Genomic DNA, 14,160 nt, shown 5'->3' on the forward strand with positions numbered 1-14,160 from the left:
CGCCGTGAGGAGATGCGCAGCTTCCTCCGCGCAGAGATCACGCAGAAAAAACTTAGAACGTCTATCGATCGTTTCTAAGATTGAAGGAACACAAAAACTTAGGAAAATGCGATCGGCAGGTTTGCCGCAGGGATGGTCGCAATACAGGAGACATCATCCTGCATCGCGTCCAAATGGCAGGCGGGCCACACTACCGGCGACAGAGGGAGAGAGTGTCGCTTTCGTGGGCCCGCCTGGGGAGAAACGCTGTCGCCGGCCGTGCCGGCGCGGTGTGACGCTGGTGCGTCAGCAATTACTGGTTGGAGATGGCCAGTTCGCCATTGTTGCGTGCCTGGACCAGTTCGGCGCGCACTTCCTCGCGGGACTTGGTGGAGGCCACGGCCTTGACGTCCTGGTCACGGTCGCTCACCAGGAGCTGGCCGGTGGCGCGGGCTTGCTGGAGTTCAGCGATGACTTCGGCGCGGGTCTTGGTGGAGACAAACTTGGTTTCCGGCACGTAGGAGGCTTCAGCCATGGCGGCGCCAACAGCGGTAGTCAACAGCAGGCCAGCGAAGAGGTTCTTTGCAATGTTCTTGGTATTCATGATCGTTCCTTTGTGAGTGAGGAGATGAGCACGTCAACCTGGGCCGACGTTGGTGGTTCAGTCGTTGTGTGCTGTCATCTTGGGTTCAAGTGTAGAGTTACACGGCGTCCGGATAAAGAAGCCAAACCGGAATTCATCATTCCGGAATTCAGAACAAGCTCATCGCCAAAAACTTATAACTCGATATCACCAAAACTAATAAACGTGAAATTCGAAATTTAAGGTTTTAAGTGTGGAAGGAGCACAGCCATTTCCTCTCTCCACAGAGGAGAAACGAGATGAAAATGGACAGCACTTGTCCTTCAAAAAACTTAGAAAATGGGAGGGATGAAATGCATCGATCTGCAGGGGGTGGAAGCGGCTGGATGCAGCTGTGCCGATACACGCAGGACGCAGGAAAGGCAGGCGGGCCACACTACCGGCGACCGAGGGGAGAGAACGTCGCTTTCATGGGGCCCGCCTGGGGAGAGACTGTCGCAGCGGGGTCGCCGCTACGCTTGCTGCTGCCTGGACCGGGTGGGTGTGCCCGGCCGGGGCGATAGGGTCCAGCAGTTGCCGATTACAGCGAGGGTGCCTGGGTGTTGCTGATGGCGCTGCCGTCGCGGCGGGCTTGTTGCAGTTCCTGCTGCACTTGGGCGCGGGTCAGGGTCGAGTGGAAGGTCTTGTCCACGGGATACTGTTCGCTCACCAGCAGTTCGCCATTGGCGCGGGCTTCCTTCAATTCGGCACGCACGTCGGCGCGGGTCTTGGTGGAGACGAAAGGCTTGTCGGCCGGATACTGGTCGGTGACCAGGACTTCGCCGTTGGCGCGGGCCTGTTGCAGGTCGGCGATCACTTCGGCGCGGGTCTTGGTCGAGACGATACGGGTTTCGGCGGGATACGGTGCTTCGGCCATGGCGGCGCCAACGGCGGAGGTGAGCAGCAGACCGGCAAACAGGTTCTTCGCAATATTCTTGGTGTTCATGATCGTTCCTTTGTGAGTAAGAGGATGAGCACTTCAACCTGTGACTACCCTTGTGGTTCAGTCGTTGTGTGCTGTCATCGTGGAACCAAGTTTAGGGATTCAAGCCGTCCGGAAAAAGCGGACAAAGCGGAATACATCATTCCAGATATGCGAACAATCAGTTTTTTCGAGGCTGTATCGGGGATTTTGTCTTGCAGCTGCACATGGCGTTCTGACAATAAATTGCATATCGACCAACCGAAGGGAATAGATAACTTATTGATTTATATGGGATAAGTCCCGAAAGCACTCATATCGGCCCGATTGAAACCATTTCCAGTATTGCGCTGCCACATAGATTTTTCTATCGAGGGGATAGTGAACGCCAATGACTTGTTCAAGAAATTTGAGCAAGTTTTTCAGGCAGATGAGGAGCCAACGCGCAGCCCGGCGTGCAGGCCTTTTCACCCTTGTTCATTCGGGGCTGATGATGAAAAACGGCAGTCCCGGGGCGTTTGCCGGGCTGGCAGTTCCCGCTTGTTACGAATGCTTGCATCGCTCACCGACGCTTGCACTTTCGCCCGAACCTTGCGGCGCAGGGCGTGCTCAGAGCTTCACGCATGACGCAAATGGAGCTGTGCGGTGGTACGCGAAACCGCTCATCAATTTGCGGTATCGGGGAAGCTGAGAATCAGGCCTTGTCCGACATAGCGCAACAGCAAGCTTGCCTATAGTGATGGACATGGGTCAACGATCCAGCGCCCCGACCTTACTGAAAGCCTCGGGCTTTTTGATAAACACAACGCAAGGAGGTAAGCATGAAGACTCGTCACATCCTGATTTCGTCCCTGTTCATGGCCCTGGCCGGTAGCGCCATGGCCCAGAATGCACCGACCAGCGGCAACGTTGTTGGTGCGGCACCGGCCGCTCCCATGAGCGCGACTGCGACCACGCCTTCGGCAGTGCCGTCCAACGACCCGTTCGTCCAGAAGCGCCAGGCTGATGCCGACGCCAAGGCCGAGTACAAGGCACAGAAGAAGGCTGCGAAGCAAGAATACAAGGCCGACAAGAAGGCTGCCAAGGCGCAGCTGAAGCAGGAAAAGAAGGACTCCACTGCCCAGCGCAATGAAGCCCTGGCCGCATCCCCGGCCCCCCCGACTGACAAGACTCCCTGATTTGACCATCTGAGGTCTTGAGGATTATCCCCGGCTGCGGCCGGGGATTTTTTTGTCCGCGCGTCTCAGCTGCGGCGCTTGCGCGTGTGGCCGACCGACACCTCCGGCTCGGCCGCGATGCGGGCGGGCAGGGTTTCCATCAACCAGTCGATGAAGACCCGCAGGCGCTGGCTCACATGCCGGTTCTGCGGATAGACCACATGGAAAGGATAAGCCGGTGGTCGCCAGGCTCGCAGGATCTCCACCAGCGCCCCGCTCTCCAGCGCCGCACGTGCGGCATAACCGAAGGTCTGCACGATCCCCAGCCCGGCCACGGCTGCGGCCAGGTGGGCGTTGCTCTCATTGACGCCCACGCGGTGTTCCACCTTGATCTCCAGTTTTTCCGCGCCGCGCTCGAAGCGGAAGGGAAACGCGCGCCCGTTCTGCGGCGACAGGTAGCTCACCAGCCGGTGGCCGTTCTTCAATTCCTCCGGGTAGGCAGGTGTGCCGAACTGCTTCAGGTAAGCCGGCGCGGCACAGGTCAACAGCGCGGCATCGCCGATGTGGCGCGCCACCAGCGAGGAACTGTCCGGCGCACCGCCACGGATGACGCAGTCGATGTTGTCGCTGATGAGATCGGCGGAGCGGTCCGACACGCCCAGGTCGATGCGGATATCCGGATAGCGTGCCGTGAAGCCGGGCAGCGCCGGGACCAGCACGTCACGCGCAGTGGAGCCGCCCACGTCAACGCGGAGGTGGCCGCGCGGCTTGCTGCGGGCGACGTTGAAGGATGTGTCGATATCCTCCAGGTCGCGCAGGATGCGGGTGGTCTTTTCGTAGTAGTCGCGGCCTTCCGGGGTGACGGTCACGCGGCGGGTGGTCCGCTGCAGCAGGCGCACCCCAAGGTGCGCCTCCAGCTCCTGCACCTGTTTGCTCAAGGTTGCATTGGGCATGTCCAGCGAATCAGCGGCGCGCGTGAAGCTGCCCGCCTCCACCACGCGCACGAAGCCACGAATGGCCATCAGTTGATCCATGTTGCCCGGGTCCTTTCAGCTTGGCTGTGGGGAAAGAGTCGAATTGATTATCCACCGATGTAGATAGTCATTTCGATTTTACACACTTTATCCACAAGGCCCGCCTCGCTAAAGTGCAGCCATGCCTTCACCGCAAGACGGCCCGGCCGAAGCGGCACAGGCATCAACCCTCTTCCCAATGGCAGCAAACATTTTCAAGGAGCATCACCATGAACAAGCAACTCGACGGCAAGATCGCACTCGTCACCGGCGGCACCACCGGCATCGGCCTGGCCACGGCCCAGGAACTGGCCGCCCAAGGGGCGCGCGTCTTCATCACCGGCCGCCGCCAGGCCGAACTCGATGCGGCCGTGGCCAGTATCGGCGCAGCTGCTACCGGCATCCGGGCCGACGCCTCGGTGCTGTCCGACCTCGACCAGGTCTATGCGCAAATCGCCCAAAGCGCCGGCAAGCTCGACATCCTCTTCGCCAATGCCGGCGGTGGCGACATGATGCCGCTGGGTGCGATTACCGAGGAGCACTTCGATCGTATCTTCGGTACCAATGTGCGCGGCGTGCTCTTTACCGTGCAGAAGGCCTTGCCATTGCTGGTCGATGGCGCTTCGGTGGTGTTGACGGCGTCCACCGTATCGATCCAGGGCACCGCCAATTTCAGCGTCTACAGCGCCAGCAAGGCCGCCGTGCGCAACTTCGCCCGCTCCTGGGCGCTGGACCTGAAGGACCGTGGCATCCGCGTCAACGTCGTCAGCCCGGGTCCGGTACGTACGCCTGGCCTCGGTGGGCTGGTGCCCGATGAAGCGCGCCAGGGCCTGTTCGATTTCCTCGCCGCACAGGTACCGCTGGGCCGCTTGGGTGAGCCGCAGGAAATCGGCAAGGCGGTGGCCTTCCTGGCGTCGGACGCAGCCAGCTTCGTCAATGGCATCGAGCTGTTCGTGGATGGCGGCATGGCACAGGTGTGAGGCCTTGAGACGAAAAAAATGCCGGCGATGTGCCGGCATTTTTTCTTGCGTCCTGCGTCAATTGCGCCCCTGCCGCCACAAGCACCGCGCCAGCCAGGCCGCCGTCGCCACCTGCAACAGCATGAAGGCCGCCACCGCATTCCAGCCGGAATGTTCCCAGAACCAGCCGCCGGCTGAACCGAGGACGCTGCCGCCCAGGTAGTAGGACAGCAGGTAGAGCGAGGCCGCATGGCCGCGGCCACTGCTGGCCATGCGCCCGACCCAGCTGCTGGCGGCCGAATGGGTGGTGAAGAAGCCGATGGTCAGCAGCACGATGCCCGCGATCACCAGCGCCAGCGAGGAGGTGCAGGTCAGGAACAGTCCGGCGCACGAGGTGGCGATGCCGGCGGCCACCAGCGGTGCGCGTCCATAACGGTCGGCCAGCGAGCCGGCCCATGAAGAAGACACGATGCCGAAGATGTAGGCGCTGAAGATCAGCCCGGTGAGCGTGGCCGAGAGCGAGAACGGCGGGCTCATCAAACGGAAGCCCGCATAGTTGTACGAGGTGGCGAAGATGCCCATGTTCAGCGCGGCGATGCCAAAGGTCAGCGGCAGGCGCGCATGGGCCAGATGGCGCCTCCACAGGGCCAGGTGATCGCGCAGCTGCATCGTGCCGTTGCGCACGAAGTTGCGCGAGGCCGGCAGCATCATCACGAAGGCCACCGCCAGCGCGAGATCGAGCGCACCGATGGCCAGCATGGCGTGACGCCAGCCGATGTGCTCGGAAAGCGTACTCATCGCCACCCGCCCGACCATCCCGCCAAAGGCATTGCCGCCCACGTAGAGACCCATCGCATAACCCAGTCCCTCGGCATCGATTTCCTCAGCGAGGTAGGCCATGGCCACCGCCGGCACGCCGCCCAGGGCCATGCCTTCGAGGGCACGGGCCACCAGGATCATTTCCCAGTTCGGGGCCACGCCGGCCAGCAGGTTGCAGCAGGCGGCCGTGGCCAGCGAGGCGAACATCAGTTCCTTGCGGCCATAACGTTCCGAGACCATGCCCGCCAACAGGATCGACACCGCCAGGAAACCGGTCGACAGCGACAGCGCCAGCGAAGCGCTGGCCGCTCCGATATGGAATTCACGGGCAAAGGCCGGCAGCAGCGGTTGTACGCAATACAGCAGCGAGAAGGTCGCGAATCCTGAGCAGAACAGTGCCAGCACGATGTTGCGATAGGCGGCCGAGCCGCGCACGGCCCCGCGCGGCAGGCTGGCTGCAGGTTTCCTGGCGGGAGCGGCGGCGCTGTGGCCGGCAGCGGCGCCGGCCTTGGGGGAATCCGAGAGGGATTGCATGGCAATGTGCGCACCGGGAAGGTGGACGGTGCACGGGGTGTGTTGTGGAGGAAGGCAGTCTGGAATAAATCCGCTATATTGTCCAATATATGGCAGACACCCTGCCCATCTATGAAACAGATATCACACGACCTGGCCTCTCATCATCATGGAACTCCGACACCTTCGCTATTTCCTCGCCGTGGCCGAACAGCGCAGCTTCACCCGCGCAGCCGAGAAGGTCGGCATCGGCCAGCCTCCCCTGTCGATGCAGATCAAGGACCTGGAAGCCGAGATCGGTGGCGCCCTGTTCCTGCGTACCTCGCACGGGGTCGAGTTGTCGGAGGTGGGCCGCGTTTTCCTGCCGCACGCGCAGAAGGCGGTCGACGACGCCGAGCAGGCGCTGCGCGCGGCCCAGCAGGCTGCCAGCGGTGAAGTGGGTTTGTTGCGGATGGGATTTACTTCATCGGCGGTGTTTCATCCGGTGGTGTCGCATGCCCTGCAGCAGTTTCGCGAGCGTCACCGCAAGCTGGAGATCTCCCTGAGCGAAGGCATCACCGAACAGTTGCTGGCCGATATCGCCGCCTCCCAGCTGGACGCGGCCTTCGTGCGCATCGTCACCACGCCTTCGGCGGAGCTGGGCGTGGTCGAACTGCCGGCGGAAAAACTGAAGGTGGCGCTGCCGCGCTCGCACCCGCTGGCGCGGCGCAAGTCGCTGCACCTGCAGGACCTGGCCGGGGAGAATTTCATCATGGTCCCGCGCGGCAAGGGGTCGGCGCTCTATGACAATATCTTCAGCGCCTGCCAGGCCGCCGGCTTCGATCCGCAGGTGATCCAGCTGGCCCCGCAGCTGACCTCGGCCATCAACCTGGTCGCGGCCGGCCTGGGCATTTCCATCGTGCCCGAGGCGATTGAACAGGTGCAGCTGGCCCAGGTACGCTACATCGACATCCGCGAGCCGGCACCGCGCGCGCAACTGTCGCTGGCCTATCACCGGCAGTCGATCGCAGCCTCGCGCTTTGCGGCGCACTTGCAGCGTTCGCTCAAGCGCAGCGCGCCTGACAAGTGAATGGAATACAAGCCTTAGTTGGACTTGAAACGCCCCAGGACCGAGTTGGCCTGCCGAAGGAAGGCGCGCGGATGCGCTTCCACCAGCAGTTCCAGCGCGGGCAGCATGCGCTCCAGGGCGATGGTCAGGGCAATGTCGCTGATCTCCTCGCCCCACAGCACCTTCTGCACGAAGGCCGCCGGGCCGATCTCGGCGATCAGGCTCATGCTCATCTGGCGTTCCAGGGTATCGGTGCGCGGACCGAAGGTCTCGTCGAAGATGCGCAGGATGGCCTCTTCCAGCTCCACCCACTGCGCGCGCTGATCCGCTTCTGCTTCGGCTTCGTGGCGCTGCTTCTCCAAGAGTGCGGGATCGATCGGCGCCGGCATCTGGCTGTTCTCAATGAGTGCGCTGGCTTCCCCGGCCATGCGGCTTAGTTGCTGCACGTGCAGCGTCAGTGCGCTGATCTCCGCGAGCAAGGTGCGCAGCGGCATCTGCTGCGGCATGTCTGCTCCGGCTGGCCCTGCTGGATGTGGAATCATCTTGTTGTTGTCACTCAGGCCACAGGCCCGGTCCCGTGCAAGCTGCTTGAATCGATCGCGCCAACCTGGCCACCCCCACGCGGCCCTGCTGGCTCCCAGTCATCCGGCCTGCGCAGCCGGTCATTCATTTCCATGCGGAAACAAAAATAAGTATAGTGCGCTGCAAAAATTTACGCATGGAAATTTCAACGGAATTCGGCGAAGAAGCGACACCAATGCCGTGAATATTGCTTGAATGATAAAAGAAAATGACGGAGTTGCGTTTCTTTCATTATCTGTAATCCAACACTTTGATGCGGATTGCACCGGTTCTGCTGCGGCATATCGCCGCAGCAGAACCGGCAAGCCCGCAGGATGCGGCTTGGCGGGCTGACCCGCGTCACCGTTCGTCAGGCGTTTCTCAGGGTGAAGCAATATAATGAGAATCGTTCCTGAATCCCGATCAGAAGAAAATCCATGCGTCTTACTGAATTAGCCAAGGGGGTCGGCGCCATCGTCGACCAAGTGACCGACCTGCACGCCGCCGACGCGGTCGCCGCCCGCCTGCGCGATCTTGGCTTCGTGCGCGGTGAGCCGGTACGGGTGGTGGCCAGCGCCCCCTTTGGCGGTGACCCCATCGTGGTGCAGATTGGTTCGACGCGCTTTGCCCTGCGCCGCGCCGAAGCCGAGCGCGTCAGGCTCGCAGCGGGAGCCGCAGCATGAGCAGCGGCTCCCTCAACATCGCCCTGGTGGGCAATCCCAACTGCGGCAAGACCGCCCTCTTCAACCAGCTGACCGGGGCGCGCCAGAAGGTCGCCAACTATGCCGGCGTGACGGTGGAACGCAAGTCCGGTGCCTTCACCGCCCCTTCCGGTCGCCACGTGCGGGTGGTCGACCTGCCCGGCGCCTACAGCCTGCAATCGGTGAGCCCCGATGAACGCGTGACGCAGGCGGTGCTGCAGGGACGCTATCCTGGCGAAGCCGTTCCGGACCTGATCGTCTGTGTGGCCGATGCCACCAATTTGCGCCTGCACCTGCGCTTCGTGCTGGAAGTGCGCCGCCTGGGCCGGCCCATGGTGCTGGCGCTGAACATGATGGATGCGGCCGCCCGGCGCGGCATCCGCATCGACGTGGCGGCGCTGTCGCAGCGCCTGGGCATGCCGGTCATCGAGACCATTGCCGTCAAGCGCGGGGGCACGCGCGCGCTGGTGGCGGCCATCGATACGCAGGCGCCGGTCCCCTCGGCGGCGGTCCAAGAGCCCGACGACCTCCACGCGGAAGTGCGCGCGCTGCTGGCCGACACCGTGGTGATGCCGGCCCCGACCGATCGCCGTGATGATGCGATCGACCGCATCGCCCTGCATCCGGTCTTCGGGGTGCTGTTGCTGGCGCTGACCATGTTCCTGGTGTTCCAGGCGGTGTATGCCATCGGCAAGCCGATGACCGATGCCATCGCCGATGGCTTCGGCACGCTCGGCGGCGTGGTCGGTGAGTGGCTGCCGGAGGGCCCTTTGCGCGGGCTGGTCACCGATGGCCTGCTGGCCGGGCTGGGCACGGTGCTGGGCTTCCTGCCGCAGATCCTGGTGCTGTTTTTCTTCATCCTGCTGCTGGAGGAATCCGGCTACCTGCCCCGCGCGGCCTTCGTGCTGGACAAGCTCATGGTCTCGGTGGGCCTGTCGGGCCGATCCTTCATCCCCCTGCTTTCCAGCTTCGCCTGTGCCATTCCCGGCATCATGGGCACGCGCAGCATCACCGATCCGCGTGACCGCCTGGCCACCATCCTGGTCGCCCCGCTGATGACCTGTTCGGCGCGCCTGCCGGTGTATGCCCTGCTCATTGGCGCTTTCATCCCGCATCGTCCGGTGCTGGGCATCTTCAACCTGCAAGGGCTGGCGCTGTTCTGTCTCTATGTGGCGGGCATTGCCGCCGCCATGCTGGTGGCCTGGGTGGCCAAGCGCATCGGCCGCTCGCGCCAGGAACGGGCGCTGTTGATGGAGCTGCCCTCCTATCGTCTGCCGCACTGGCGCGATATCGCGCTGGGCCTGTGGGAACGCGGTGCCATCTTCCTCAAGCGCTTGACCGGCGTGATGCTGGCGCTGACGGTGCTGATGTGGGCCATCTGCACCTTCCCCTCGGCACCGGAGGGCGCAACCCGCGCCGCCATCGACTATTCCATCGCCGGTTATATCGGCCACAGCCTGCAAATGCTGTTCGCTCCGCTCGGCTTCAACTGGCAGATCAGCCTGTCGCTGATCCCCGCCTTCGCCGCGCGGGAGACCGCCGTGGCCACGCTGGCGACCGTCTATGCGGTGGGCGGTGAAGAAGGCGCGGCGCTGCAAAGCGCGCTGGCTGCGCACATCTCGCTGGCCAGTGCGCTGTCGCTGATGGTGTGGTTCGCCTTTGCGCCGCAGTGCATGTCCACGCTGGCCATCATCCGCCGCGAGACGCAGTCCTGGCGCATGGTGGCGCTGTCCTTCGGCTACATGTTCGTGCTGGCGTATGCCGCTTCCTTCCTGACCTACAACATCGCAAGGTGGCTGGCATGAATCACGCGCTGTGGTGGCAATACGCGGTCATTGCCGTGCTGGTGATGGCCAGTGCGCTCTACATGCTGCGCAAGCTGGCGCCTTCGATGAGCTGGCGCTGGCAGGCGCGGCTGGCGAGCTGGTTGATTCGTCGTCGTGCGGGGATGTGGCAGGCCCTGGGCCGGCGCTGGTTGCCGCCCGCCAAAAGCGGTGGCTGTGGTGGCGGTGCGTGTGATGGCTGTGGCGATAGCGGTGATGCCCTGCCGCCGCTGGAACAGAAGATCCAGTTCCATCGCCGCCGCTGAATCCCGGATCCGGCGCGGCGGCGAGGCTTGTGCTCAGTGCAGCTCTTCGGCTTCGAACCCGGCCGCGCGCAAGGCCTGCAGCACCTGGGCCAGGTGCGGGCGACCACGGGTTTGCAGCACCAGTTCGATATCCACGTTCTGCGCGGCCAGGAGCGTAAAGGCGCGCTGGTGGTGCACTTCATCGATGTTGGCACCGGCTTCGGCGACGATGCCGGTGATGCGCGCCAGCGTGCCGGGCACGTCGCGTGAACTGACCTTGACGCGGGCCAGGCGTCCGGCACGTACCATGCCGCGTTCGATGATGGCGGTGAGCAACAGCGGATCGATGTTGCCGCCCGACAGCACCAGTCCCACGCGCTTGCCGCGGAAGCGGTCCGGATAGCGCACCAGCGCAGCCAGTCCCGCCGCACCAGCCCCTTCCACCAGCGTCTTTTCGATTTCCAGCAGCATCAGCACGGCCTGTTCGATATCGCCTTCATCGACCAGCAGCAGCTCGTCGGCTTCGCGCGCGATGATGGCGCGGGTCAGCGTGCCGGGCGTGCCCACGGCGATACCTTCGGCGATGGTGCTGGCGCCGACCGGGTGTTCGGTCCCCTTGACGGCATTGACCATGGTCGGGAAGCGGCGTGTCTGCACGCCCACGATCTCGATCTCCGGCTTGATGGCGCGTGCGGCCACGGCCATGCCGGCCAGCAGGCCGCCGCCGCCGATGGAGACCACCAGGCAATCGAGGTCTGGCACGGCCTTCATCATCTCCAGCGCGACCGTCCCCTGGCCGGCGATGATGGCTTCGTCGTCATAGGGATGGACGAAGGTCAGGCCCTCTTTCTCGGCCAGTTCATAGGCATGGGTGCGGGCCGCTTCCAGGGTGTCGCCATGCAGCACCACGTTGGCGCCGAAGCCGCGGGTGCGTTCGATCTTCACGCCGGGCGTGAAGCGCGGCATGACGATGGTGGCCGGCAAGCCCAGGCGTTGCGCGTGATAAGCCACACCCTGTGCATGGTTGCCGGCCGACATGGCCACCACGCCGCGCGCACCGCCTTCGCTGGCGGCGACGTCGACCATCTTGTTGCAGGCGCCGCGCTCCTTGAAGGAGGCGGTGAATTGCAGGTTTTCGAATTTCAGGAAGACCTGGGCGCCGACGATCTGGGACAGCGTGCGCGATTCCACACAGGGTGTCTCCAGGATCTGGCCTTGCAGCCGCTGGGCGGCGGCTTCGATGTCGTTGAGCGTTGTCATGCCGAGATTGTAGAGCCAATGGGGTGATTTGTAGCAGTTCGGGCATACCGCCGCCAAGGATGCGGCGAAAGCAAAGTCATGGGCCGTTCCGCTTGCAAATTCGAAAATCCATCGCGTAACTTTTTGCCTGCTCGGTGATAACCAGTACCTGGGCAATTGCAGTCCAGACAACACAAAATTTCTTTGCAAGTGGCCATTGAAGTCCGCCGCAGTGCCGACTACAGTAAAGACTCGTCGCGCCGCCAGCTGCTTCCACCAGGAGACAACAGCCAGCCCGGATGCGGCACCCGGAAGTGGCGCGCGCCCTTCCTTCTCACGCAGATCCGAACAGTCTCAGCAGTTCTCACCCAGGAGATACCCATGAGCATGGCCACCCGGCAACCGGATGTCCGATCGTCCCCGCCCCTGCCCTTCAGTCCCCTCGTTCCCCCGCGCGAACGCGCGCGCTACCACCAGCGCACCACACCGCTGCTGTTGAAACTGGTGGAACTGGATCCGCGCGAAGTCGTGGACGGCATCATGACCCCCAACGGCTTCCTGGCCGCTGACGTGACGCCGGTGGGCCCGATGCGCGAGGCTTGCCCGCATTGTGAAGGCGTGGCGCTGCAGCTGGTGTTGCGGCATCACCATGTCAAGCGCAGCCATCTGTTCTGCCGCGTATGCACGCGCGTGTATGACGCGTTCAACGAGAGCGGGCATTCGGTGTTGACGGTGTGAAGCCGTTCAATAGCGTGAAGCAAGCGTCGATGTTATCGGCGCTTTTTTTTTGCTTGCAGCAAGCTCCGGTCATCCCATTCCCTGCGTAGGGTTTGTTGATAATCGCCATTTTCGGTTGGAAGCAATTTCCATATGCCGAACGGGTCGGGCACGGGCCTGTGGGGTTTGTCCATGAGCGTAGTGTCGATTGCGATATGAGGATGCGATGTTCCCCTGCCAGCATCCATTTCGCCATCGAAGTTTCTGGAACATTCTTGACGACCTCAAGCGGTAACACAGTAGAATCAGCCCCCTCAACGCAACAAAAGAGATGCCAATGGAATATGCGTACAAGCTGATGGCCTCCCCGGCCGGTTTGCTCAAGCTGGTGGCCAAGGGGGATCACCTGGCGGCCATCCTGTGGGAGGACGATGACGCCCTGCGCGTGCGCCTGGGTGAGATGGTGGAAGATGAAGACCGTCCGGTCCTGATCGAAACCGAACATCAGCTGCGCGAATATTTTGCCGGCGAACGCGACAGCTTCGACATCCCGCTGCATTTCGAAGGCACCGAGTTCCAGCGCCAGGTGTGGTCGGCCCTGCTCGACATCCCTTATGGCCAGACCCGCACCTATCTCGATATCGCACGCCAGCTCGGCAACGAGAAGGCGGTGCGCGCCGTGGGGGCGGCCAATGGCCGCAATCCCATTTCCATCATCGCGCCCTGCCATCGCGTCATCGGCGCCGGTGGCGAACTCACCGGCTTTGCCGGCGGGCTGCACGTCAAGAAACTGCTGCTGGCCATCGAGGGCATTTCCACCGAGGGCCGCGATATCGGCCAGGTCATCGATCCCCGCCGCAAGGCGCAATCGCGGCGACGCGAAGATCCCAACCAGCTGTCGCTGCTGTAAGTCCGAAAACGCAACTAACTTCCCTGCAACAGCCAGCCTGGCCGTGCAGCGTGCTCAGCGCTGCATGCCCCACCTCTTCACGGTCACGCGTTCCAGCGTATTGAAGACCAGGTTCTCTACCAGCAGACCGATGAGGATCACCATGGCCAGGCCGGCGAAGACCTTGTCGGTATAGAGTTCGTTGCGATTCTGGAAGATGTACCAGCCCAGTCCGCCTTTGCCGCTGGTGGCACCGAAGACCAGTTCGGCGGCAATGAGCGTACGCCATGCAAACGCCCAGCCGATGCGCAATCCCGCCAGGATGGAGGGCAGGGCGGCCGGCACCAGTACCTGCAGCACGAAGCCCAGGCCGCGCAGGCCATAGTTGCGGCCGGCCATGCGCAGGGTCTCCGAGACCCCCAGGAAGCCCGCATAGGTATTGACCGCCAGCGCCCACAGCACCGAATGCACCAGCACGAAGATCAGGCTGCCTTGGCCCAGCCCGAACCACAGCAGGGCGATGGGCAGCAGCGCAATGGCCGGCAGCGGATTGAACATCGAGGTGAGGGTGCCCAGCAGGTCGCGCCCGAATTGCGTCGACACCGCCAGCGTGGTCAGCACGAAGGCCGCCACGATGCCCAGCAGATAGGCCTTCAGCAGCACCTGCAGCGACAGCCAGGTCTTGCCGAACAGCTCGCCCGTCTTGAGACCGTCGAGGAAGGCCTGCGCCGTCTGCAGGAAGGTCGGCAGCAGCAGGTCATTGTTCTGCCAGCGCGCGATGCCTTCCCACACCAGCGCCAGCAGCAGCAGGATGGCGCCCTTGCGCACCCAGCCCTGTTGCCAGATGCGCTGGGGCAGCGAGAACTGGCGCTGCAGCACCAGGCCGGGCAGGGGAGTCAGCGGCAGTTCGTATTCGTCGCGGATCGGGGGAGTCTGGGGCATGGCGTATTTCG

At 63.1% G+C, this 14,160-nt stretch carries 15 protein-coding genes; 8 read left to right on the forward strand and 7 right to left on the reverse strand.

Going from position 1 to position 14,160, the window contains the following annotated elements:
• Nucleotides 1–292: 292 nt before the first annotated feature.
• Together CEJ45_RS21825 and CEJ45_RS21830 are read right to left on the reverse strand one after the other, a co-directional pair.
• Nucleotides 293–583: a DUF4148 domain-containing protein gene (locus CEJ45_RS21825; RefSeq protein WP_088757158.1), complete on the reverse strand. Its 291-nt coding sequence runs from the start codon at nt 581–583 to the stop codon at nt 293–295.
• A 559-nt stretch (nt 584–1,142) separates the two neighbouring features.
• Nucleotides 1,143–1,547, reverse strand: coding sequence for a DUF4148 domain-containing protein (locus CEJ45_RS21830; RefSeq protein WP_088757159.1), 405 nt, complete (start codon nt 1,545–1,547; stop codon nt 1,143–1,145).
• 797 nt (nt 1,548–2,344) lie between these two features.
• Between CEJ45_RS21830 and CEJ45_RS21835 the strand changes: the two genes are divergently transcribed.
• Nucleotides 2,345–2,701 (forward strand): flagellar biosynthesis protein FlhF, encoded by a 357-nt coding sequence (locus tag CEJ45_RS21835; RefSeq protein WP_088757160.1) that lies wholly within the window; start codon nt 2,345–2,347, stop codon nt 2,699–2,701.
• A gap of 65 nt (nt 2,702–2,766) precedes the next feature.
• On the opposite strand, the gene CEJ45_RS21840 is transcribed toward CEJ45_RS21835, so the two are convergent.
• Nucleotides 2,767–3,714 carry a LysR family transcriptional regulator gene (locus CEJ45_RS21840; protein ID WP_088757161.1) on the reverse strand — a complete coding sequence of 316 codons (948 nt, stop codon included), beginning with the start codon at nt 3,712–3,714 and terminating at the stop codon, nt 2,767–2,769.
• A 209-nt stretch (nt 3,715–3,923) separates the two neighbouring features.
• Between CEJ45_RS21840 and CEJ45_RS21845 the strand changes: the two genes are divergently transcribed.
• On the forward strand, nt 3,924–4,673 hold the full coding sequence (locus tag CEJ45_RS21845; RefSeq protein WP_088757162.1) for a glucose 1-dehydrogenase: 750 nt from the start codon (nt 3,924–3,926) through the stop codon (nt 4,671–4,673).
• Between the two features lie 57 nt (nt 4,674–4,730).
• Here CEJ45_RS21845 and CEJ45_RS21850 read toward each other — a convergent pair whose 3' ends face one another.
• Entirely contained in the window at nt 4,731–6,005 is a 1,275-nt protein-coding gene (locus CEJ45_RS21850; RefSeq protein ID WP_088757163.1) for an MFS transporter, read from the reverse strand.
• A 148-nt stretch (nt 6,006–6,153) separates the two neighbouring features.
• Between CEJ45_RS21850 and CEJ45_RS21855 the strand changes: the two genes are divergently transcribed.
• Nucleotides 6,154–7,053 carry a LysR family transcriptional regulator gene (locus tag CEJ45_RS21855; RefSeq protein ID WP_088757164.1) on the forward strand — a complete coding sequence of 300 codons (900 nt, stop codon included), beginning with the start codon at nt 6,154–6,156 and terminating at the stop codon, nt 7,051–7,053.
• Nucleotides 7,054–7,067: 14 nt separating this feature from the next.
• On the opposite strand, the gene CEJ45_RS21860 is transcribed toward CEJ45_RS21855, so the two are convergent.
• Nucleotides 7,068–7,538, reverse strand: a complete 471-nt coding sequence (locus CEJ45_RS21860) for a hypothetical protein (protein ID WP_088757165.1) — start codon at nt 7,536–7,538, stop codon at nt 7,068–7,070.
• A 492-nt stretch (nt 7,539–8,030) separates the two neighbouring features.
• Here CEJ45_RS21860 and CEJ45_RS21865 point away from each other — a divergent pair, with 492 nt between their 5' ends.
• The 3 genes from CEJ45_RS21865 to CEJ45_RS21875 are packed head-to-tail and all read left to right on the forward strand — an operon-like array spanning nt 8,031 to nt 10,383.
• On the forward strand, nt 8,031–8,276 hold the full coding sequence (locus CEJ45_RS21865; protein ID WP_088757166.1) for a FeoA family protein: 246 nt from the start codon (nt 8,031–8,033) through the stop codon (nt 8,274–8,276).
• Nucleotides 8,273–10,099 (forward strand): ferrous iron transporter B, encoded by a 1,827-nt coding sequence (gene feoB, locus CEJ45_RS21870; protein ID WP_088757167.1) that lies wholly within the window; start codon nt 8,273–8,275, stop codon nt 10,097–10,099. Before CEJ45_RS21865 ends, feoB begins: the two co-directional genes overlap by 4 nt.
• Nucleotides 10,096–10,383, forward strand: coding sequence for a DUF6587 family protein (locus CEJ45_RS21875; RefSeq protein ID WP_088757168.1), 288 nt, complete (start codon nt 10,096–10,098; stop codon nt 10,381–10,383). The genes feoB and CEJ45_RS21875 overlap by 4 nt, the downstream gene beginning before the upstream one ends.
• Nucleotides 10,384–10,416: 33 nt before the next feature.
• Here the strand turns inward: CEJ45_RS21875 and CEJ45_RS21880 are convergent, their stop codons facing one another.
• Nucleotides 10,417–11,622, reverse strand: a complete 1,206-nt coding sequence (locus CEJ45_RS21880; RefSeq protein WP_088757169.1) for a threonine ammonia-lyase — start codon at nt 11,620–11,622, stop codon at nt 10,417–10,419.
• Between the two features lie 360 nt (nt 11,623–11,982).
• On the opposite strand from CEJ45_RS21880, the gene CEJ45_RS21885 reads away from it, so the two are divergent.
• Together CEJ45_RS21885 and CEJ45_RS21890 are read left to right on the forward strand one after the other, a co-directional pair.
• Nucleotides 11,983–12,339, forward strand: a complete 357-nt coding sequence (locus tag CEJ45_RS21885; RefSeq protein ID WP_088757170.1) for a hypothetical protein — start codon at nt 11,983–11,985, stop codon at nt 12,337–12,339.
• A gap of 316 nt (nt 12,340–12,655) precedes the next feature.
• The gene (locus tag CEJ45_RS21890; protein ID WP_088757171.1) at nt 12,656–13,228 is read left to right on the forward strand and encodes a methylated-DNA--[protein]-cysteine S-methyltransferase; all 573 of its coding nucleotides are present in this window, start codon (nt 12,656–12,658) and stop codon (nt 13,226–13,228) included.
• Between the two features lie 54 nt (nt 13,229–13,282).
• On the opposite strand, the gene CEJ45_RS21895 is transcribed toward CEJ45_RS21890, so the two are convergent.
• Nucleotides 13,283–14,149: an ABC transporter permease gene (locus CEJ45_RS21895; RefSeq protein ID WP_088757172.1), complete on the reverse strand. Its 867-nt coding sequence runs from the start codon at nt 14,147–14,149 to the stop codon at nt 13,283–13,285.
• Nucleotides 14,150–14,160: the final 11 nt, after the last annotated feature.

Source organism: Herbaspirillum aquaticum (genome assembly GCF_002213425.1).
GTDB lineage: Bacteria > Pseudomonadota > Gammaproteobacteria > Burkholderiales > Burkholderiaceae_D > Herbaspirillum > Herbaspirillum aquaticum.

Excerpts from the sequence above, each read along its gene's own strand:
- CEJ45_RS21825 (WP_088757158.1), bottom strand. The coding sequence starts at position 583 with ATGAATACCAAGAACATTGCAAAGAACCTCTTCGCTGGCCTGCTGTTG.
- CEJ45_RS21830 (WP_088757159.1), bottom strand. The coding sequence starts at position 1,547 with ATGAACACCAAGAATATTGCGAAGAACCTGTTTGCCGGTCTGCTGCTC.
- CEJ45_RS21835 (WP_088757160.1), top strand. The coding sequence starts at position 2,345 with ATGAAGACTCGTCACATCCTGATTTCGTCCCTGTTCATGGCCCTGGCC.
- CEJ45_RS21840 (WP_088757161.1), bottom strand. The coding sequence starts at position 3,714 with ATGGATCAACTGATGGCCATTCGTGGCTTCGTGCGCGTGGTGGAGGCG.
- CEJ45_RS21845 (WP_088757162.1), top strand. The coding sequence starts at position 3,924 with ATGAACAAGCAACTCGACGGCAAGATCGCACTCGTCACCGGCGGCACC.
- CEJ45_RS21850 (WP_088757163.1), bottom strand. The coding sequence starts at position 6,005 with ATGCAATCCCTCTCGGATTCCCCCAAGGCCGGCGCCGCTGCCGGCCAC.
- CEJ45_RS21855 (WP_088757164.1), top strand. The coding sequence starts at position 6,154 with ATGGAACTCCGACACCTTCGCTATTTCCTCGCCGTGGCCGAACAGCGC.
- CEJ45_RS21860 (WP_088757165.1), bottom strand. The coding sequence starts at position 7,538 with ATGCCGCAGCAGATGCCGCTGCGCACCTTGCTCGCGGAGATCAGCGCA.
- CEJ45_RS21865 (WP_088757166.1), top strand. The coding sequence starts at position 8,031 with ATGCGTCTTACTGAATTAGCCAAGGGGGTCGGCGCCATCGTCGACCAA.
- feoB (WP_088757167.1), top strand. The coding sequence starts at position 8,273 with ATGAGCAGCGGCTCCCTCAACATCGCCCTGGTGGGCAATCCCAACTGC.
- CEJ45_RS21875 (WP_088757168.1), top strand. The coding sequence starts at position 10,096 with ATGAATCACGCGCTGTGGTGGCAATACGCGGTCATTGCCGTGCTGGTG.
- CEJ45_RS21880 (WP_088757169.1), bottom strand. The coding sequence starts at position 11,622 with ATGACAACGCTCAACGACATCGAAGCCGCCGCCCAGCGGCTGCAAGGC.
- CEJ45_RS21885 (WP_088757170.1), top strand. The coding sequence starts at position 11,983 with ATGAGCATGGCCACCCGGCAACCGGATGTCCGATCGTCCCCGCCCCTG.
- CEJ45_RS21890 (WP_088757171.1), top strand. The coding sequence starts at position 12,656 with ATGGAATATGCGTACAAGCTGATGGCCTCCCCGGCCGGTTTGCTCAAG.
- CEJ45_RS21895 (WP_088757172.1), bottom strand. The coding sequence starts at position 14,149 with ATGCCCCAGACTCCCCCGATCCGCGACGAATACGAACTGCCGCTGACT.